At 64.0% G+C, this 18,168-nt stretch carries 16 protein-coding genes; 10 read left to right on the top strand and 6 right to left on the bottom strand.

The window, feature by feature from the left end; all coding sequences use genetic code 11:
- Positions 1-4 precede the first annotated feature (4 nt).
- The 9 genes from gcvA to FJ867_RS04400 all read left to right on the top strand — a co-directional run bounded on the left by gcvA (position 5) and on the right by FJ867_RS04400 (position 10,013).
- A complete protein-coding gene (gene gcvA, locus FJ867_RS04440) occupies positions 5-910 on the top strand; it encodes a transcriptional regulator GcvA (RefSeq protein ID WP_140524183.1) in 906 nt (301 codons plus the stop codon).
- Positions 911-1,122: 212 nt separating this feature from the next.
- Positions 1,123-2,433 (top strand): sugar ABC transporter substrate-binding protein, encoded by a 1,311-nt coding sequence (locus FJ867_RS04435; RefSeq protein ID WP_140491344.1) that lies wholly within the window; start codon positions 1,123-1,125, stop codon positions 2,431-2,433.
- A 124-nt stretch (positions 2,434-2,557) separates the two neighbouring features.
- A complete protein-coding gene (locus FJ867_RS04430) occupies positions 2,558-3,430 on the top strand; it encodes a sugar ABC transporter permease (protein WP_140491346.1) in 873 nt (290 codons plus the stop codon).
- Between the two features lie 11 nt (positions 3,431-3,441).
- The gene (locus FJ867_RS04425) at positions 3,442-4,266 is read left to right on the top strand and encodes a carbohydrate ABC transporter permease (RefSeq protein WP_140816638.1); all 825 of its coding nucleotides are present in this window, start codon (positions 3,442-3,444) and stop codon (positions 4,264-4,266) included.
- Between the two features lie 60 nt (positions 4,267-4,326).
- Positions 4,327-5,331, top strand: a complete 1,005-nt coding sequence (locus FJ867_RS04420; RefSeq protein WP_140816636.1) for an ABC transporter ATP-binding protein — start codon at positions 4,327-4,329, stop codon at positions 5,329-5,331.
- The gene (locus FJ867_RS04415) at positions 5,328-6,098 is read left to right on the top strand and encodes an L-iditol 2-dehydrogenase (protein ID WP_140554605.1); all 771 of its coding nucleotides are present in this window, start codon (positions 5,328-5,330) and stop codon (positions 6,096-6,098) included. The genes FJ867_RS04420 and FJ867_RS04415 overlap by 4 nt, the downstream gene beginning before the upstream one ends.
- A gap of 160 nt (positions 6,099-6,258) precedes the next feature.
- Complete coding sequence (locus tag FJ867_RS04410) at positions 6,259-7,737, top strand: mannitol dehydrogenase family protein (protein ID WP_140559024.1); 1,479 nt, start codon at positions 6,259-6,261, stop codon at positions 7,735-7,737.
- Positions 7,738-7,746: 9 nt separating this feature from the next.
- Positions 7,747-8,430 carry an HAD family hydrolase gene (locus FJ867_RS04405; protein ID WP_140491356.1) on the top strand — a complete coding sequence of 228 codons (684 nt, stop codon included), beginning with the start codon at positions 7,747-7,749 and terminating at the stop codon, positions 8,428-8,430.
- On the top strand, positions 8,427-10,013 hold the full coding sequence (locus FJ867_RS04400) for an FGGY-family carbohydrate kinase (protein WP_140554608.1): 1,587 nt from the start codon (positions 8,427-8,429) through the stop codon (positions 10,011-10,013). Before FJ867_RS04405 ends, FJ867_RS04400 begins: the two co-directional genes overlap by 4 nt.
- A gap of 8 nt (positions 10,014-10,021) precedes the next feature.
- Here FJ867_RS04400 and ugpC read toward each other — a convergent pair whose 3' ends face one another.
- The 6 genes from ugpC to FJ867_RS04370 all read right to left on the bottom strand — a co-directional run bounded on the left by ugpC (position 10,022) and on the right by FJ867_RS04370 (position 16,452).
- Complete coding sequence (gene ugpC / locus FJ867_RS04395; RefSeq protein ID WP_140671580.1) at positions 10,022-11,110, bottom strand: sn-glycerol-3-phosphate ABC transporter ATP-binding protein UgpC; 1,089 nt, start codon at positions 11,108-11,110, stop codon at positions 10,022-10,024.
- Between the two features lie 2 nt (positions 11,111-11,112).
- Entirely contained in the window at positions 11,113-12,159 is a 1,047-nt protein-coding gene (locus tag FJ867_RS04390; RefSeq protein WP_140816635.1) for an NAD(P)-dependent alcohol dehydrogenase, read from the bottom strand.
- Between the two features lie 15 nt (positions 12,160-12,174).
- Positions 12,175-12,987 carry a carbohydrate ABC transporter permease gene (locus FJ867_RS04385; protein ID WP_140491365.1) on the bottom strand — a complete coding sequence of 271 codons (813 nt, stop codon included), beginning with the start codon at positions 12,985-12,987 and terminating at the stop codon, positions 12,175-12,177.
- A gap of 11 nt (positions 12,988-12,998) precedes the next feature.
- A complete protein-coding gene (locus tag FJ867_RS04380; RefSeq protein WP_140671577.1) occupies positions 12,999-13,865 on the bottom strand; it encodes a sugar ABC transporter permease in 867 nt (288 codons plus the stop codon).
- Positions 13,866-14,020: 155 nt separating this feature from the next.
- Complete coding sequence (locus FJ867_RS04375) at positions 14,021-15,292, bottom strand: extracellular solute-binding protein (protein WP_140524194.1); 1,272 nt, start codon at positions 15,290-15,292, stop codon at positions 14,021-14,023.
- A 242-nt stretch (positions 15,293-15,534) separates the two neighbouring features.
- The gene (locus FJ867_RS04370) at positions 15,535-16,452 is read right to left on the bottom strand and encodes an AraC family transcriptional regulator (RefSeq protein ID WP_140554613.1); all 918 of its coding nucleotides are present in this window, start codon (positions 16,450-16,452) and stop codon (positions 15,535-15,537) included.
- Positions 16,453-16,736: 284 nt separating this feature from the next.
- Between FJ867_RS04370 and FJ867_RS04365 the strand changes: the two genes are divergently transcribed.
- A complete protein-coding gene (locus FJ867_RS04365) occupies positions 16,737-18,140 on the top strand; it encodes an MATE family efflux transporter (protein WP_140491373.1) in 1,404 nt (467 codons plus the stop codon).
- Positions 18,141-18,168 lie beyond the last annotated feature (28 nt).

Here is an 18,168-nt window from a genome sequence, read left to right as displayed (position 1 = left end):
CTTTATGCCGGATCTCAGCTCGCGACAGGTTGCGCAGCTTCCGCCGCTGCAGGCGATCCGGGTGTTCGAAGCGGTGGCGCGGCATCTGTCCTTCACCAAAGCGGCCGAGGAACTGGCGATGACGCAGGCAGCGGTCAGCTATCAGATCAAGGTGCTGGAGGAGCGGGTCGGCGCGCCGCTTTTCCTGCGCCGGCCGCGACAGATCGAGCTCACCGAAGCCGGACAGCGCCTGGCGCCGGCGGTCAGCGAGGCCTTCGCCATACTCGGCCAGGCCTATGCGGCGGCGCGCGGCGGGGCGGACGGTCTGCTGTGCGTCACCACGGTGCTGACCTTTGCCTCCAACTGGCTGGCGCATCATCTGGGTTCGTTCCAGATCGCGCATCCCGCCCTTGCCGTGCGGCTCGACACATCCAGCCGCCTGACCGATTTCGCCCGCGAGGATGTCGACCTTGCCATCCGCTCGGGCGGCGGCAAATGGCCGGGACTGGAGGCCTACAAGCTGCTCGACGCCGATTTCACGCCGATGCTGAGCCCCAAGCTCGCCGCGAGCATCGGCGGCGTCAAGGAACCGGCCGATCTGCTCAAGCTGCCTATCCTCGATCCCGGCGACATCTGGTGGACGCAATGGTTCGAGGCCGCGGGCGTGCAAAGCCATGACCTTGCCAAGCGCCCCGGCAGCAGCATGGGCGCGCAGGCCTATGAGGCCAATGCGGCCATCGCAGGCCATGGCGTGGCGGTCCTGACCAGGGCGCTGTTCAAGGCGGAACTCGCCGACGGCCGCCTGATCCAGCCCTTCGACCTGGTCGGCGACGACGGCCACGCCTACTGGCTGGTCTATCCGGAGGCGCGCCGCAACGTGCCGAAGATCCGCGCTTTCCGCGACTGGATCCTGGCCGAGATCGCCTGCTGACCGGCTAACTCCAGGATCAAAACCGCGCTCCATCCAGATCGCCGTTGTCGCCCGGTCCGCGCCTGCGGGACGGCCATTTGCAACGCGCCAGGTCGGCGCTCCTCCATCGAGTGTGCGCTGCACCATCGAATCTGGCTTGACATAATTCATTCTTAGTGAGTAATTGCTCACAGCCAAGGCAAATGCTCATCTTGGTCCATGGGAGGAATTTGATGAAACTTCGTACGCTCATCCTGGGCTTGTGCTCGGCCAGCGCGCTCGCGTTCGCGGCACATGCCGAATCCATCACCATCGCCACCGTCAACAATGGCGATATGGTCCGCATGCAGAAGCTGACCGACGACTTCACCAAGGCGAACCCCGACATCCAGCTCAACTGGGTGACGCTGGAAGAGAACGTGCTGCGCGAGCGCGTGACCACCGACATCGCCACCAAGGGCGGCCAGTATGACGTGATGACCATCGGCACCTACGAGGTCCCGATCTGGGCCAAGCAGAGCTGGCTGTTGCCGCTCGACAAGCTCGGCGACGACTACGACGCCAAGGACATCATCCCGGCGATCGCCGGCGGCCTCTCGGTCGACGGCAAGCTCTATGCCGCGCCCTTCTACGGCGAAAGCTCCTTCGTCATGTACCGCAAGGACCTGATGGAGAAGGCAGGGCTGAAGATGCCCGACGCGCCGACCTGGGACTTCATCAAGCAGGCCGCCGACAAGATGACCGACCGCGCCAATGGCGTGAACGGCGTTTGCCTGCGCGGCAAGGCCGGCTGGGGCGAGAACATGGCCTTCCTGACCGCCATGTCGAACTCCTTCGGCGCGCGCTGGTTCGACGAGAACTGGAAGCCGCAATTCGACCAGCCCGAATGGAAGAACACCTTGCAGTTCTATGTCGACCTGATGAAGGCCGACGGGCCGGAGGGCGCGTCTTCCAACGGCTTCAACGAGAATTTGGCGCTGTTCCAGCAGGGCAAGTGCGGCATGTGGATCGACGCCACCGTCGCCGCGTCCTTCGTCTCCGATCCCAAGGCCTCGCAGGTCGCCGACAAGGTCGGTTACGCATTGGCGCCTGACAATGGGCTCGGCAAGCGCGGCAACTGGCTGTGGGCGTGGTCGCTGGCCATTCCCGCCGGCACGCAGAAGGCCGATGCCGCCGAGAAGTTCGTGTCATGGGCAACCAGCAAGCATTATGCAGAACTGGTCGCCTCGAAGGAAGGCTGGGCCAACGTTCCTCCGGGAACGCGCTCCTCGCTCTATGCCAATCCCGAGTACCAGAAGGCGGCTCCGTTCGCCAAGATGACGCTGGACTCCATCAATGCTGCCGACCCGACGCATCCGACCGTCAAGCCGGTGCCCTATGTCGGCGTGCAGTTCGTCGCCATCCCCGAATTCCAGGGCCTCGGCACCACCGTCGGCCAGCTGTTCTCGGCAGCCCTTGCCGGCCAGTCGAGCGTCGACGACGCGCTTAAGCAGGCCCAGGACGCCGCAACCGCGGCGATGACCGAGGGCGGCTACATCCAGTAAGGCTCCTCCCGGTGCCTAAGGCCGGTCGCCGACCATGGCCGGCAACGGCCGCCCGAAACCCAGTTCGGGCGGCCACTTCCGACAGCTCGAGAAAATTCCGTCCGATCCTTGAAGGGTGACCGTCATGGCTACTCAGCAGACCCGTTCGCTTGCCCGTTTCATGATGGCGCCATCCGTCGTCCTGCTGCTCGTCTGGATGGTCGTTCCGCTGGCGCTCACGCTCTGGTTCTCCTTCCAGCAGTACAATCCGCTCAATCCGATCCGCGACGGCTTCGTCGGCTTCTCCAATTACGCGTTGTTCTATTCCAACCCGGCCTTCCTGCAATCGATCCTCAATACGCTGCTGATCGTCGTCAGCGTGCTTGTGATCACCGTGGTCGGCGGCATCCTGCTGGCGCTTTTGATCGACCAGCCGATGTGGGGCCAGGGCATCGTGCGCATCCTCGTCATCTCGCCGTTCTTCGTCATGCCGCCGGTGGCGGCACTGGTCTGGAAGAACATGATCATGCATCCGCAATACGGCGTCTTCGCCGACATAGCGCGGTTCTTTGGCCTCCAGCCCATAGACTGGTTCGGACAATATCCGCTGACCGCCATCATCATCATCGTCGCCTGGCAGTGGCTGCCTTTCGCGACGCTCATTCTTTTGACTTCGCTTCAGTCGCTGGACGGCGAGCAGAAGGAGGCCGCCGAGATGGACGGCGCCGGCTTCATCAGCCGCTTCATCTACCTGACGCTGCCGCACATGTCGCGGGCGATCACCGTCGTCATCCTGATCCAGACGATCTTCCTGCTTTCGGTCTATGCCGAGATCCTCGTCACCACCAATGGCGGTCCGGGATACGCCTCCACCAACCTGCCCTTCCTGGTCTACCAGAAGGCACTGCTCGAATTCAAAATCGGCCAGGCCTCGGCCGGCGGCATCATCGCGGTCATTCTCGCCAACATCGTCGCCTTCTTCGCCATGCGCGCCGTCGGCAAGAACCTTGACAGGTAAGGGAGGAAAAGATGGCACGCGCAGTCACAACCCGGCACAAGACGACCGCGACGGCGGCCGCCTGGATCGTCGCCTTGCTGATCTTCTTCCCGATCCTCTACACGATCATCACCTCGTTCAAGTCGGAACAGGAGGCGATCCAGGGCTTCAACCTGATCCCGTCCGGGACCTTCGAGAGCTATTCCGAGGTCCAGGCGCAGAACGGCTATTTCAAGTTCTTCCTGAACTCGGTGCTGCTCTCGGTCGGCTCGACCATCCTGGCCCTGCTGGTCGCCATTCCGGCGGCCTGGTCGATGGCGTTCTCGCCGACCAAGCGGACCAAGGACATTTTGATGTGGATGCTGTCCACCAAGATGATGCCGGCGGTGGCCGTGCTGTTTCCGATCTACCTGATCTTCCGCGACACCGGCCTGCTCGACAGCCGCATCGGCCTGATGGTGATGCTGATGCTGATCAACCTGCCGATCGTGGTGTGGATGCTCTACACCTATTTCCGCGAAATCCCCGGCGAGATCCTGGAAGCGGCGCGCATGGACGGCGCCTCACTGTGGAACGAGATCATCTATGTGCTCACACCCATGGCGGTGCCGGGCATCGCCTCGACCATGCTGCTCAACATCATCCTGGCCTGGAACGAAGCGTTCTGGACGATCCGGCTGACCACGACGGAAGCGGCACCCTTGACCGCCTTCATCAGCTCCTTCTCCAGCCCGCAAGGCCTGTTCTGGGCGAAGCTCTCGGCCGCCTCGACGCTGGCGATCGCGCCGATCCTGATCATGGGCTGGTTCAGCCAGAAGCAACTGGTGCGCGGCCTGACCTTCGGTGCGGTGAAGTAGGGGCGCCGTGAAGTAGCAGCGTGCGCCAGGCGGCGGACGGAAATCCACCGGGAGGAAAGCATGGGAAATATCACGCTCAAGAACGTCTCGAAATCCTTCGGCTCGACTTCGATCATTCCGAACATCGATCTCGTCATCGAGGACGGCGAGTTCGTCGTCTTCGTCGGCCCGTCGGGCTGCGGCAAGTCCACGCTGCTGCGCCTGATCGCCGGCCTGGAGGACACCAGCGGCGGCACCATCAACATTGACGGCCGCGACGTCACCGGCGAGGCGCCGGCCAAGCGCAAGCTCGCCATGGTGTTCCAGTCCTATGCGCTTTACCCGCACATGACGGTGGCCAAGAACATCGCCTTCCCACTGAAGATGGCGGGCGAGAACCAGGCGACCATTGACAGGAAGGTGAAGGACGCCGCGCGCGTGCTCAACCTCACCAATTATCTCGAGCGCCGCCCCGGCCAGCTTTCCGGCGGCCAGCGCCAGCGTGTCGCCATCGGCCGCGCCATCGTGCGCCAGCCTTCGGCCTTCCTGTTCGATGAACCCTTGTCCAACCTCGACGCGGCACTGCGCGGCACGATGCGGCTGGAGATCAGCGAACTGCACCACCAGCTCAAGACGACGATGATCTACGTCACCCACGACCAGGTCGAGGCGATGACCATGGCCGACAAGATCGTCGTGCTGAATGCCGGAAATGTCGAGCAGGTCGGCTCGCCGATGGAGCTCTACAAGACGCCGAAGAACCTGTTCGTCGCCGGCTTCATCGGCTCGCCGAAAATGAACCTGATCGAAGGCGCCCCGGCGGCGAAGTACGGCGCCAAGACCATCGGCATCCGGCCCGAGCACATGGCGATCTCGACCACGGCGGGCGATTGGAAGGCAACAGTCGGCGTTGCCGAACACCTGGGATCCGACACGTTCCTGCATGTCCAGGCCGACGGTGTCGGCCCGCTGACGGTGCGCGCCGACGGCGAACTCAGCGTCCACCATGGCGACAGCATTTGTCTCACCCCCGACAAGGCCAAGCTGCATCGCTTCGGCCCCGACGGCAAGGCATTGGCGCCGTGAGGCTGAAAGGCAAATCGGCGCTGATCACCGGGTCGGCGCGCGGCATCGGCAAGGCCTTCGCCGAAGCCTATGCCCGTGAGGGCGCTATCGTGGCGATTGCCGACATTGACCTCGAGGCTGCGCAAAAGACGGCCGCCGGGATCGGCGGCAAGGCCTACGCGGTGACGATCGACGTCACGGACCAGGCCTCCATCGATGCCGCGGTGCAGGCGGTGGAAACCAGGACCGGCGGCCTGGACATACTGATCAACAACGCCGCGATCTTCGACCTTGCGCCGATCGTCGAGATCTCGCGGGCGAGCTATGAAAAACTGTTCTCGGTCAATGTCGCCGGCACGCTGTTCATGCTGCAGGCGGCGGCGCGCTCGATGATCACGCGGGGAAAGGGCGGCAGGATCATCAACATGGCGAGCCAGGCCGGGCGGCGCGGCGAAGCGCTGGTCGCGGTCTACTGCGCCAGCAAGGCGGCGGTCATTTCACTGACCCAGTCGGCCGGGCTCGACCTGATCAAGCACGGCATCAACGTCAACGGCATCGCGCCTGGCGTCGTCGACAGCGACATGTGGGACCAGGTCGACGCGCTGTTCGCCAAATACGAAAACCGGCCCAAGGGCGAAAAGAAAAGACTGGTCGGCGAAGGCGTGCCTTACGGCCGCATGGGCAGACCGGAGGACCTCGCCGGCATGGCCGTGTTCCTGGCCAGCGACGAAGCCGAATACATCGTCGCCCAGACCTACAATGTCGATGGCGGCCAGTGGATGAGTTGAGGCGGGGGCGGCCTCTTCTCCCCGTGCCTCCGCGGGGAGAAGAGGCCAACATCAAGGTGGCGGCCGCATCGCCTCGGAAGGCATGTGCCGCTTCCTACCCTCTCCCGGTGAAGGGGAGAGAAGGGTAACGAAGGCCGCAACCCGGCCAAAGGGTAAACAGATGACCGTGAAACTCTCTTCCGCCAATCTCGCCAACCTGCCCGCCAGGGTCGCAGGTCCGAAATACGACCGCGCAGCGCTGAAGGCCGGCATCGTGCATTTCGGCGTCGGCAACTTCCACCGCTCGCACCAGGCCGTCTATCTCGACGAGCTGTTCAATTCGGGCGTCGGCCACGACTGGGCGCTGGTCGGCGCCGGCGTGTTCGAGGGCGAGAAGATCGGCCGCGGCAAACTGGAAGAGCAGGACTGGCTGACGACGGTGGTCGAGCAGGATGAGGGGCATATGAGCGCCCGCGTCACCGGCGCCATGATCGACTTCCTGACGCCGGGCGATGCCGCCGCCATCATCGAACGGCTGGCCGATCCGGCGATCAAGATCGTGTCGTTGACCATCACCGAAGGCGGCTATTTCATCGATCCTGCCTCCGGCGTGTTCAACCCGACGCATCCCGATATCGTCGCCGATGCGCAGCCGGGCGCAACGCCGAAGACCGTGTTCGGCATCATCCTCGCTGGCCTGGTGCGGCGGCGCGGCGATGGCATCGCACCGTTCACGGTGATGTCCTGCGACAACATTCCCCACAACGGCCATGTCACGTCGGATGGCGTCATCGGGTTGGCCCGCCTGATCGACGAGGATCTGGCGGCCTGGGTCGGCGGCAATGTCGCTTTCCCGAACGCGATGGTCGACCGCATCACGCCGGCCACGTCGGACCGCGAACGCGCGATCCTGGCCAAGGATTTCGGCGTCGAGGACAATTGGCCTGTCTTTTGCGAACCCTTCCGGCAATGGGTGCTGGAAGACCATTTCACCGACGGCCGGCCGCCGCTTGAAAAGGTCGGCGTGCAGTTCGTCAAAGACGTCGCGCCCTACGAGCTTATGAAGATCCGCATCCTCAATGGCGGCCATGCCACCATCGCCTATCCGGCCGGGCTGATGGACATCCATTTCGTGCATGAGGCGATGCAGGAGCCGCTGGTGCGCGGCTTTCTCGACAAGCTGGAGCATGACGAAATCATTCCGACCGTACCGCCGGTGCCGGACACGGTCCTGGAGGATTATTACCAGCTCATCGAAAGGCGCTTTTCCAACCCCAAGATCGGCGACACGGTGCGCCGGCTTTGTCTCGACGGGTCCAATCGCCAGCCGAAATTCATCATCCCGACCATCGCCGACCGCTTGAAGGCGGGAAAGAGCGTCGCCGGCCTGGCACTGGAATCGGCGCTGTGGTGCCGCTACTGCTTCGGCACGACGGACAGCGGCGCGGTCATCGAGCCCAACGATCCGAACTGGGACCGCTTGCAGGCGACGGCAAAGGCGGCAAAGGACGCGCCCGCCGCCTGGCTTGCGATGGAAGACATCTATGGCGATGTCGGGCGCGCCACCGCGTTCGTCGAGGCTTTCGCGCATGCATTGAACCTGCTGTGGACGGATGGCACGCGCGCCACGCTGACGCGCTACCTCGCCGGCAAGCTCTGAAACGGGATCATGGCGCCGGAACTGGTCATCTTCGACTGCGACGGCGTGCTGGTGGACAGCGAGGCGCTGTCGGTCTCGGCGCTGCTCGGCATGATTGCGCTTGCCGGCGGCAGCATTGGCGAAGACACGGCCTACGAGCATTTCCTCGGCAAGAGCATGAAGAGCGTGCGCGAGATCCTCGCCCGCGACTTCGGCCTTCCCATCACCGATCAGCACCTGACCACGATGCGCGTCGAATTAATGCGCAAATTCCGCGAGGAGCTGAAGCCGATCGCCGGCGTCAAGGAAGTGCTGCCGAGGCTTGGCTTGCCGTTCTGCGTCGCCTCCTCGGGCACGCTCGACCGCATCCGCTACGCGCTCGACGTCACCGGATTGCTCGGATTGATGGAGCCGCATCTGTTCAGTGCCGGCATGGTGGCCAGGGGCAAGCCGGCGCCCGACCTGTTCCTTCATGCCGCCGCCTCGATGCGGGCGCATCCGCGCAAATGCCTGGTGATCGAGGACAGCCCCGCCGGCGTCGCGGCGGCGCGGGCGGCTGATATGCGCGTGTTCGCCTTCACCGGCGGCGCGCATGCCGGCAACCCTGCCCTGAAAGCGCGGCTTGCGTCGAGTGAGCCGGACTTTATATTCGCTGACATGCTGCAATTGCCCGATCTGATTGCAGGCCTGGGAGCGAGAGACAGAGCATCTTGACGAAACAGTTCGTTTGCGCGGTCGATGTCGGCACCGGGAGCGCCCGCGCGGGCATTCTCGACACCAGTGGCACCTTGCTCGGCCGCGCCGAGCACCCGATCGCCATGCACCAGCCGAAAGCCGATCACGCCGAGCATGATTCTCGCGATATCTGGTCAGCCGTGTGCGCCGCGGTGCGTGCGGCCCGCGAAAAATCCGGTGTTGCCGCCGAGGACATTGCCGGCATTTCCTTCGATGCCACCTGCTCGCTGGTCGTGCGCGACAGGCAAGGCGGCCAGCTCAGCGTTTCGGTGACCGGAGAGGAGCGCTGGGACACCATCGTCTGGCTCGATCACCGCGCCATCGCCGAGGCCGACGAATGCACGGCGAGCGGCCATGAGGTGCTCAACTATATCGGCGGCGTCATGTCGCCGGAAATGGCGACGCCGAAGCTGATGTGGCTGAAGCGAAACCTGCCGAAGACTTGGAATGAAGCCGGCTATCTATTCGACCTTACCGACTTCCTGACCTGGCAGGCGACGGGGTCGCTGGCCCGCTCGCAGTGCACGCTGACCGCCAAATGGACCTATCTGGCGCACCGGGAACCCGCATGGCAGCGCGATTTCTTCGAACTCGTCGGCCTCGGCGACCTCTTCGAGCACGGCAATCTGCCCGAAAGGGCCAGTCCGGTCGGCGCTTACATCGGCTCTTTGAGCGCGCAAGCAGCGGCGGAGCTCGGCCTGACGGAGACATGCCGGGTCGGCGCCGGGGTGATCGATGCCTATGCCGGTGCGCTTGGCGTGCTCGGCGGGTTTGCCGGCGACGAGCGGAATATCGGCCGTCATTTGGCGCTGATCGCCGGCACATCCTCCTGCGTCATGGCGATGTCACCCGATCCGCAGCCCTTCGCCGGGGTCTGGGGGCCATACTACGGCGCCGCGCTACCGAAGCTGTGGCTGTCGGAGGGCGGCCAGTCGGCCACCGGCGCCCTGCTCGACCACATCATCCGCTGGCACGGCGCGGGCGGCGAGCCGAACGCGGCCATGCATGCGAGGATTGCAAGCCGCGTCGCCGAGCTGCGCGCGGCGGAGGGCGATGCCCTTGCCGGCCGGCTGCATGTGCTGCCCGACTTTCACGGCAACCGCTCGCCGCTCGCCGACCCGCATGCGGTCGGCGTGGTCAGCGGCCTTACGCTGGATTCCTCCTTCGACAGCCTGTGCCGACTTTACTGGCGCACCGCCGTGGGCATCGCGCTCGGCGTGCGCCATGTGCTGGAAGCGCTGAACGAGAACGGCTATCTCATCGACACGCTGCATGTCACCGGCGGCCACACCAAAAATCCGCTCTTGATGGAACTCTATGCCGACGCCACCGGCTGCACGGTGGTCGAGCCGCTGGCCGACGAGGCGGTGCTGCTCGGCACAGGCATGGTGGCGGCGACCGCCGCCGGGCTTTTCCCCGACCTCAACGCGGCCTGTCTTGCCATGCAGCAGGGCGGCAGGACCCGCGCCGCCAACCCGGCCGCCGGCGCCCGCTTCGATCGCGACTACCGGATTTTCCTGGAGATGCACCGGCAACGCCAGGCGCTCGACGCGATCCAGTAGAACGCGCCTTACCGTGTCAACAAGGATAGGCCGGACTTGGCATCGAACAGGTGCATATCCGATTCGTCAAACGTATAGCGGACATCGCTGCGGATAGTTGGGCAGACGCGGCTGGGAACGAGTGCGCTGATCTCCTTGCCGCCAAGAGCGAATGTCACCAGTGCATCGTTGCCATGAAACTCGATGAGATCGGCCGTTCCCGCCAGGAAATTTCCGGCGCTGCCGGGGGTCGCGGGCTTGAGATCCGGAGGCCTGATGCCAAGCACCGCCTGCTCGCCATGTTGTAGCTTGAAGCGCGAGCCGTCGAGGGTGAAGACAGTTCCGCCATTGGTCAGCGTCCAGCCATTTTCTTTCCGGGCCACCGTCACATCGATGAAATTCATGTTCGGCGTGCCGATGAAGCCGGCAACGAACAGATTGCCCGGCCGCTCGTAGATTTCCGCCGGCGAGCCGACCTGCTCGATGACGCCGTCCTTGAGCAGCACGATGCGGTCGGCGAGCGTCATCGCTTCGAGCTGGTCATGGGTGACATAGACGGTGGTGGTCTTCAGCGACTGGTGCAGCCGCGCGATCTCGACGCGCATGTGGTTGCGCAGCTTGGCGTCGAGATTGGACAGCGGCTCGTCGAACAGGAACACTTTCGGCGTCTTGATCATGGCGCGCGCGATCGCCACGCGCTGCTGCTGGCCGCCGGAAAGCTCGGCCGGCTTGCGGCCGAGATAGGGTTCCAGCCCGAGCGTCCTTGACACCGCTTCGACCCGCTTCTGGATCTCGGCCGCCGGCACTTTCTGGCGCCGCAGCCCGAAGGCGATGTTGTCGAAGATCGTCATGTGCGGGTAAAGGGCGTAGTTCTGGAACACCATGGCGATGCCCCGGTCGCCCGGATCGAGATCGTTGACCACCTTGCCGCCGATCGAGACCTCGCCGCCGCTGATGTCCTCCAGCCCCGCCAACATGCGCAGCAAGGTCGACTTGCCACAGCCGGACGGGCCGAGGAACACGACGAACTCGTGCTCCTCGATCGAGAGGTTGAGGTCGCGGATGACCGTCGTGGCGCCATAGGCCTTGTCGACATGGGAACAGGTGATCGCGGACATGGTCAGCCCTTTTCGCCGCTAAGCAGGATCTGCAGCTTGACGTCCTGCGGATGCGCCGCCGCCGCACGCTCGAAAGCCTCGATGCTGTCGGACAAGGGATAGGTGCCGGTGATCAGCGGCTTGAGATCGACCTTGCCGGAAGCGATGAGCTGCAAAGCGCGGTCGAAAATGTTGGCATAGCGGAACACGGTTTCGATGCGCACTTCCTTCGATATGGCCGCCGGCACGTTGAGCGCCACCGGCTCCACCGGCAGCCCGACGAGCACCACCGCGCCGCCAGGGCGCACGATATCGAACAGATTGGCGAACGCCTTGGGGCTGCCGCTGGCCTCGAAGACGATGTCCGCGCCCCAATTGTCGGTCGCCTCCGCCACCGCCTCGGCCAATGACTGCTCGCCGATGTTGACCGGAACGACGCCGGGATAGCGCCCGGCAATTTCGAGCTTGGGCGCGGAGAAGTCGGAAATCAGCACTTTCGAGCAACCGCCGGCCAGGGCGGCCAGCGCGATCATGATGCCGATCGGGCCACAGCCGACGACAGCCGCCACGTCACCCGGAACGATGCGCGCGCGCGCCGCCGCCTGCATGCCGATGGCGAAAGGTTCGACCATCGCGCCTTCGGCGAAGGAGACATTGTCGGGCAGCCTGTAGGTGAAGGCGGCCGGATGCACGGCTTGCGGCGCAAGAATGCCATGCACCGGCGGCGTCGCCCAGAAGGTGACGTCCGGGTCGACATTGTAGATACCGAGCTTCGTCGCCCGCGACGACAGGTTCGGCACGCCCGGTTCCATGCAGACGCGATCGCCGACCTTCAGCGTCCGGACATTGGCGCCGATCTCGACGATCGTTCCGGACGCTTCGTGGCCGAGCACCATCGGCGAGCGCACGACATAGCTGCCGATGGCGCCATGGGTGTAATAATGCACGTCGCTGCCGCAGACGCCGACCGTGTGGATGGCGATCCTGACGTCGTCCGGGCCTACGTCGAGCGGCAACGCGATCTCGCGCAGGGCCAGCTCGCCCTTTTTCTCAAGCACCAGTGCCCGCATCGTGTCGTCCTCGCTTCAAGTCTTTTTTTGCCGGAAAACGGAATTCAGGAATCCGCTGAGCACGCCGAGAAACAAAAGCGGCGGCAGCGACAGAAGCACGACCGAGGCGTTCAGGATTCCCCACGGCACGTTCATGCCTTGCTGGGAGAGTTCCGAGGCGACGATCGGCAAGGTCTTGGCGTTGGAGCTCGACAGCATCAGCGCTATCAGGAACTCGTTCCAGACCAGCACGAAACTGAAAGCCACCGCGCCGATCAGCGAGCGCGCCGCGACCGGCAGCGCGATCCTCCAGAACACCGAATAGGCGCCGTAGCCATCGACGAAGGCGGCTTCCTCGACCTCCTTCGGCACGGCCTGGAAGGCGGGAATGGCGAGCCACATGATCACCGAGATGGTGAGCAGGCAATAGGTGACGATCAGCGCGGCGAGCGTGTCGTAAAGCCCGAGCTGCAGCCAGATCACCATCAGCGGAATGGCGACCGCCACCGGCGGCAGGAAGCGAAGCGACAAAACGAAGAACTGGATGTCGCCGGCCCAACGGTTCGGGTAGCGCGCCACCGCGTAAGCCGCCGGCAGGCCGAGCACCACGCCGATCAGCACCGCGCAACCGCAGGCGACGACCGAATTGTAGAGGCCGGTCATGACGCTGTCGCGGCCGACGATATAGCTGATGTTGGCCAGCGTCGGCGTGAACACCAGGCGCGGGACGCGGGTGATGATGTCGACATTGTTCTTCAGCGAATTGAGCGCCGTCCACAGCAACGGAAACACGGCCATGAAGCCGGCAAACGCCAGCACGGTCTTGCCGATCAGGCGGCCGGGTCTCATGCGATATGGTCTCATGCCTGCACCCGCTTCCACAGCATGGTGAAGGTGATGACCGTGGCGATCATCATCAGCACCGCCATCGCCGAGGCGTAGGAGACCTTGCCGGACTCGATGAAGCCTTGCGAGAAGGCGTACATGTCGAGCGTTTCGGTCGCCACGCCCGGACCGCCGCGGGTCATCACATAGATCAGGTCGAAGGAGCGCAGCGACTCGATCATCTTGACGAACATCAGGCTGATCAGCGGCGCCTTGAGCATCGGCAAGGTCACATAGGCGTGGATCTGCCAGCGTTTGGCATGGTCGAGCCGGGCCGCCTCGATCGGCTGCGGCGGCAGCGTTTCCAGGAGCTTCAGCACGATGACGGCGAAGAACAGGCCCCATTGCCAGACGTCGACCGAAGCGACGGCGAACAGCGCCGTCGACGGCTTGGACAGCGGATCGAAGATCAGCCCACCGGTCAGCAGCCGGTAGGGGTAAGTGGCGATGCCGTAGAGCGGATGGTAGGCGAACTTCCAGACGAAGGCCGCCGAGACGCGCGGCAGCAGGACCGGGATGATGAACAGCAGGCAATAGACGTTGCGAAGGCGCGGCGAGGCGACCTCGAACATCAGGACGCCCAGTCCGATGGCGACCGTCATCGTCGCGATAACCGTGACGAATTCCCATTTCACCGACACCCAGACGGCGTTGAGAAAGCGGCGGTCGGCGAACAGGTCGGCGAAGTTCGAGAACCAGACATAGGAATAGGCTGTCGAGCTGAGTTCACGGTTCTGCAAGGCGATGACGACCGCGTAGAGCGTCGGCACCATCGACAGCACCAGAAGGATGGCGAGTGTCGGCACGACGAAGGTGACCGGCAGGGATGAGCGTCGCGGCATCTGTCTAACCTCTGCTGCGTCTCGAATGATTGAGCATGACTGACCTTTCGCGCGAAGGCTGGCTCAAACCGCAATGATGAAACCAAGACCTGCGGCGCACAGGTTCCGGCGCTCCACCGAATGCCGTGGACCGCGCGCCGCAGGGGGAGGATGGCTTATTTCTTCACCAGCTCGTTGGCATAGGCCTCGAGTTCGTTGAGGCCGCCCTTGATGTCGGTGCGGGTACCGGTGACCAATTCCTCGAGGATGATACCCCAGCGGTCGCCGAGATCGGGCCAACGCGGGTCCTGCCAGAAATTGACCGCCGTGACCTTGCCGGTTTCGGCCAGTGCCTGGCCGAGATCGGCGCCGTAAATATCAGCGAATTCCTTGCTGGCCAGAATGCTGGTGCGGTTCAGCTCACCGAACTGGTGGGCGTCGAGCCGGCGCTTCTCGTTTTCCTTCGATGTTGCCCAGGCGATGAACAGGCCGGCGCATTTCTTCGAGGCGTCGTCGGCATTGGCCTTCGCTGCGATGGCGAGGCCATGGCCGTAACCGCCGCCGGGCAGTGGCGACGGGGGCGGCAGGAAACCTATGTTGCCGACGACCTGCGAGGTCTTCGGGTCGACCGCCATGCCCGACAGCGGCGTCGATTCGACCAGGATCGCGACCTGGCCCGACAGGAAGGCGCCGGTCGATTCATCCCAGCTGCCGGTCTGCGTGCCGGGCGCCGAATCCTTGAACAGTTTCAGGTAGGTCTCGGTCGCCTTGACCGCGGCGTCGGAATTGAAGACCGGCTTGTCGCCGTCGAACCACTGGCCGCCATAGGCCTTGAAGAACGGCATCCAGCGCCAGACATTGGCGCCCGAACCGCGCGCGCCGCGCAGCGCGATGCCATACATGCCCTTGTCCGGATTGGTCAGCTTCGGCACGTCGGCGATCAGCTCGTCGAGCGTCTTCGGCGGCTGGATGCCGGCTGCCTCCAGCACGTCCTTGCGATAGACCATCAGGTCGCCGCCGCCGGTCAGCGGCGCGAACCAGACCTTGCCATCATAGGTGGCGACCTTCTGGCGGCCCGGATCGAAATCGGCATAGTCGTAGTCGGCCGGATAATAATCGCTCAGCGGCACGATCCATTTCGAGGACGCGAACAGCGCGACATTGGCTTCGTCGACATAGTAGACGTTGTAGTTGCCGACCGTGGACGCATCGGCGCGCGATTTTGCGCGGCGGTCGTTTTCGTTGAGGTAATCGATCTGGAAGCCGGCGCCGGCAAGCTTCTCGAACTCGGCCTTGGAGTCCTCCAGAAGCGTCAGGCCGTCACGTGGTTGCGCCAGCACCTTGACCGGCGCCGAGCAGACCGGCGCCTGCGCCAAAGCGATGGTGGAAACGGTAGCGGAAAGCATGAAAGCTGCACCAAGGCTGGCAGCGAGCCGAATTGGTTTCATTATTTTCTCCTCCAGGAACACGTCGCAGGAAGCGGACGTCCTCGGCTTGCGCGATCCTCACCATCGCCCGAGCGACTTGCCACCCATCGCCAAAATGCGGAGTTGCAGCGGCTCGCGCTAGAAGCCCCGTTGCAGAAGACCTGTACTTTTATGCATTGTGCGGCGCAAAAACCGGCATCCCGTTGCGGCCAATCTCACATGAGTATCGAACGGACTCGGGGGCGGTGGTTTTTAGGGCGTGCTTACGCGCGCATCGCCAGCCGCTGCCGCGACAGCTTGCGATAGGATGACGGCGTCATCTTGTGCTTGCGCATGAAGGCGCGGTTGAAATTGGAGATGTTCATGTAGCCGACCTGGAAACAGATGTCGGTGATCGGAATATCGGTATCGGCCAGCAGCTTGCAGGCCTGCCAGAGCCTCAGCTTGGCAAGGTGGTCACTGAAGGAATTGCCGGTGTTCTTCTGGAAGAAGCGCGAGAATGTGCTCTCGGTCATTCCCGCGAGCGCCGCCACATCAGGCAGCTTCAGATCCTCGGCGAAATGCTGGAACAGATAGGTCAGCGTGCGCTGGATGATGTCGAGCGAGGCGGCATCCAGAACCGGGGAGAAATCCGGCGAGGACAACAGCTCGTATTCGTCGGTCCTGGCGAGGAGATCGACGAGATTCAGGAACAGGCAGAACCTGGTTAGCCCGCTGGCCTCCCCCATCCGTTCCATCAGCTCGGCGCCTTCCAATGCCGTGCGGCCATGAAAAACCATACCGCGCAGCGACCGCTCCAGGAACGGCTCCAGTTCGCGCAGTTCGGGCAACAGGCCAGCCGAGCCGCGCAGCCTCTCGGCATCGAACTGGAGGACGATGTCGCGGCCTTCGATCAGCTCGCCCGGCTGCACCGCCGTCACCCAATCATGCGGCAGCCCGCCGCCGACGATGGTCAGATAACCCGGCCCGAACTCGCCGATGTGGTCGCCGACCAGCACCACACCGGAGGATTTTCGCAAGAGGTGGATTTCGTACTCCGGATGGAAATTCCAGACATTGCGCTCCCAGGGATAGTCGTCCAGCCGCCACAGGAAACTGTCGCTCGCCTCGGTGACGATATGTTCGAAGGCCGGCGCCGTGCGAAGCGTCGCAACCGGATTCCTTCTGCGCCTGAACTGCATCCTGCCTCCTGCAAATTTGGGTTCCGTGGCACCTCGCTCGTCCTTGCAATGCGTAGCAGCCTTGGGGCCATGTGTGAAATGGGCCGTCGGAGAGCGTCGGTCACGAGGCTTCAGCGTCATCGGCGATCCGACTGGATCAATCCGTTCCCGCCCCTCCTCCCTTGCCTTCATGTCGCGTTTCGTACAAAAGCTGACGTAAACGCCGCGAAACCGAAGGTCTCGCCGTTTGCAATGCGGCTTCCGGCTTTTTTGCCGATGCGCCGCAACCTTGAAAGAGCGGAATAATGTCTGCGATCGAAGCCGGCGCTCGCGCGCCGGAAAATCTTTGGCGTCAGGAAATCAGGGCGACTTTGGCGCTCGCCTGGCCCATGGTGCTGACCAATCTCGGCCAGACCGCCATGACGGCCACCGACGTCATGATGATGGGCAGGCTGGGTGCGGACACGCTGGCCAGCGGCGCGCTTGGCGCCAATCTCTATTTCATGCCGCTGATCTTCGGCCTCGGCCTGATGCTGGCGACCTCGCCGATGATGGCGACCGAGCTCGGCCGCCGCCGTCATTCGGTGCGCGACCTGCGCCGCACCGTGCGCCAGGGCCTGTGGCTGGCGATCCTCATCTGCATCCCGATCTGGATCTTCCTCTGGCACGGCGAGAACGTGCTGCTCGCCATGGGCCAGGAGCCCGCTCTGGCGCATAGCGCCGGCATCTACCTGCGCTGGCTGGAATGGGCGGTGCTGCCCTTCTACGGCTATATTGTGCTGCGTTCCTTCATCTCGGCGCTGGAGCGGCCGGGCTGGGCATTGATAATCGTCTTTGTCGCCGTCGCCTGCAACGCGCTCTTCAACTGGGTGTTCATGTTCGGCAATCTCGGTGTTCCGGCCATGGGCATATCAGGCTCGGGCCTTGCCACCTCGCTGTCCTCAACGCTGATGTTCGTCGGCATGGCCGCCGTGGTGATGTGGGAGAAGAAATTCAGGCGCTATCATCTGTTCGGCCGCTTCTGGCGGTCCGACTGGCCGCGCTTCAAGGGCCTGCTGCGGCTCGGCCTGCCGATCGCGGGCATCCTCGCTTTCGAGGTGACGATCTTCAACGCCGCGGCGCTGCTGATGGGCCTGATCGACGCGGATTCGCTTGCCGCGCACGCCATCGCCATCCAGATCGCCTCGATCTCCTTCATGGTGCCGCTCGGTCTCAACCAGGCGGTGACGGTGCGCGTCGGGCTTGCGCATGGCGCCGGCAATCCGGAAGGCGTCTCGCGCGCCGGCTGGACCGCCTTCGTCATCGGCGTCTCGTTCATGGCCCTGATGGGCCTGGTAATGATCCTGTGGCCGCATCTCCTGATCAGCGCCTTCATCGATCTGACCAATCCGGCCAATGCCAGGGTGATCACGCTTGCCGTATCGTTCCTGGTCTTCGCGGCCCTGTTCCAGGTCTTCGACGGCGCGCAAGCGGTTGCCGCCGGCATGCTGCGCGGCCTGCACGACACCAAGGTGCCGATGATCTATGCCGCCATCGGCTACTGGGGCGTCGGCCTGCCGCTGGGCGTGCTGCTCGCCTTCCCGTTCGGCTTCCATGGCGTCGGCATCTGGATCGGGCTGTCCAGCGGACTGGCGGTGGTGGCGGCGCTGCTTCTGGCGCGCTGGCTACGGCGGGATCGCCTCGCGCCGCCGCTGGTGTTCGAACACTGATGCAGAGGGCCGCCGGGTTGTCCGGTGG

Source organism: Mesorhizobium sp. B2-5-3 (genome assembly GCF_006441005.1).
Lineage (GTDB): Bacteria > Pseudomonadota > Alphaproteobacteria > Rhizobiales > Rhizobiaceae > Mesorhizobium.
The sequence above is the reverse complement of the archived record's forward strand: the minus strand, read 5'-3'. Positions and strand labels throughout refer to the sequence as shown.

Excerpts from the sequence above, each read along its gene's own strand:
- gcvA (WP_140524183.1), top strand. The coding sequence starts at position 5 with ATGCCGGATCTCAGCTCGCGACAGGTTGCGCAGCTTCCGCCGCTGCAG.
- FJ867_RS04435 (WP_140491344.1), top strand. The coding sequence starts at position 1,123 with ATGAAACTTCGTACGCTCATCCTGGGCTTGTGCTCGGCCAGCGCGCTC.
- FJ867_RS04430 (WP_140491346.1), top strand. The coding sequence starts at position 2,558 with ATGGCTACTCAGCAGACCCGTTCGCTTGCCCGTTTCATGATGGCGCCA.
- FJ867_RS04425 (WP_140816638.1), top strand. The coding sequence starts at position 3,442 with ATGGCACGCGCAGTCACAACCCGGCACAAGACGACCGCGACGGCGGCC.
- FJ867_RS04420 (WP_140816636.1), top strand. The coding sequence starts at position 4,327 with ATGGGAAATATCACGCTCAAGAACGTCTCGAAATCCTTCGGCTCGACT.
- FJ867_RS04410 (WP_140559024.1), top strand. The coding sequence starts at position 6,259 with ATGACCGTGAAACTCTCTTCCGCCAATCTCGCCAACCTGCCCGCCAGG.
- FJ867_RS04405 (WP_140491356.1), top strand. The coding sequence starts at position 7,747 with ATGGCGCCGGAACTGGTCATCTTCGACTGCGACGGCGTGCTGGTGGAC.
- ugpC (WP_140671580.1), bottom strand. The coding sequence starts at position 11,110 with ATGTCCGCGATCACCTGTTCCCATGTCGACAAGGCCTATGGCGCCACG.
- FJ867_RS04390 (WP_140816635.1), bottom strand. The coding sequence starts at position 12,159 with ATGCGGGCACTGGTGCTTGAGAAAAAGGGCGAGCTGGCCCTGCGCGAG.
- FJ867_RS04385 (WP_140491365.1), bottom strand. The coding sequence starts at position 12,987 with ATGAGACCCGGCCGCCTGATCGGCAAGACCGTGCTGGCGTTTGCCGGC.
- FJ867_RS04380 (WP_140671577.1), bottom strand. The coding sequence starts at position 13,865 with ATGCCGCGACGCTCATCCCTGCCGGTCACCTTCGTCGTGCCGACACTC.
- FJ867_RS04375 (WP_140524194.1), bottom strand. The coding sequence starts at position 15,292 with ATGAAACCAATTCGGCTCGCTGCCAGCCTTGGTGCAGCTTTCATGCTT.
- FJ867_RS04370 (WP_140554613.1), bottom strand. The coding sequence starts at position 16,452 with ATGCAGTTCAGGCGCAGAAGGAATCCGGTTGCGACGCTTCGCACGGCG.
- FJ867_RS04365 (WP_140491373.1), top strand. The coding sequence starts at position 16,737 with ATGTCTGCGATCGAAGCCGGCGCTCGCGCGCCGGAAAATCTTTGGCGT.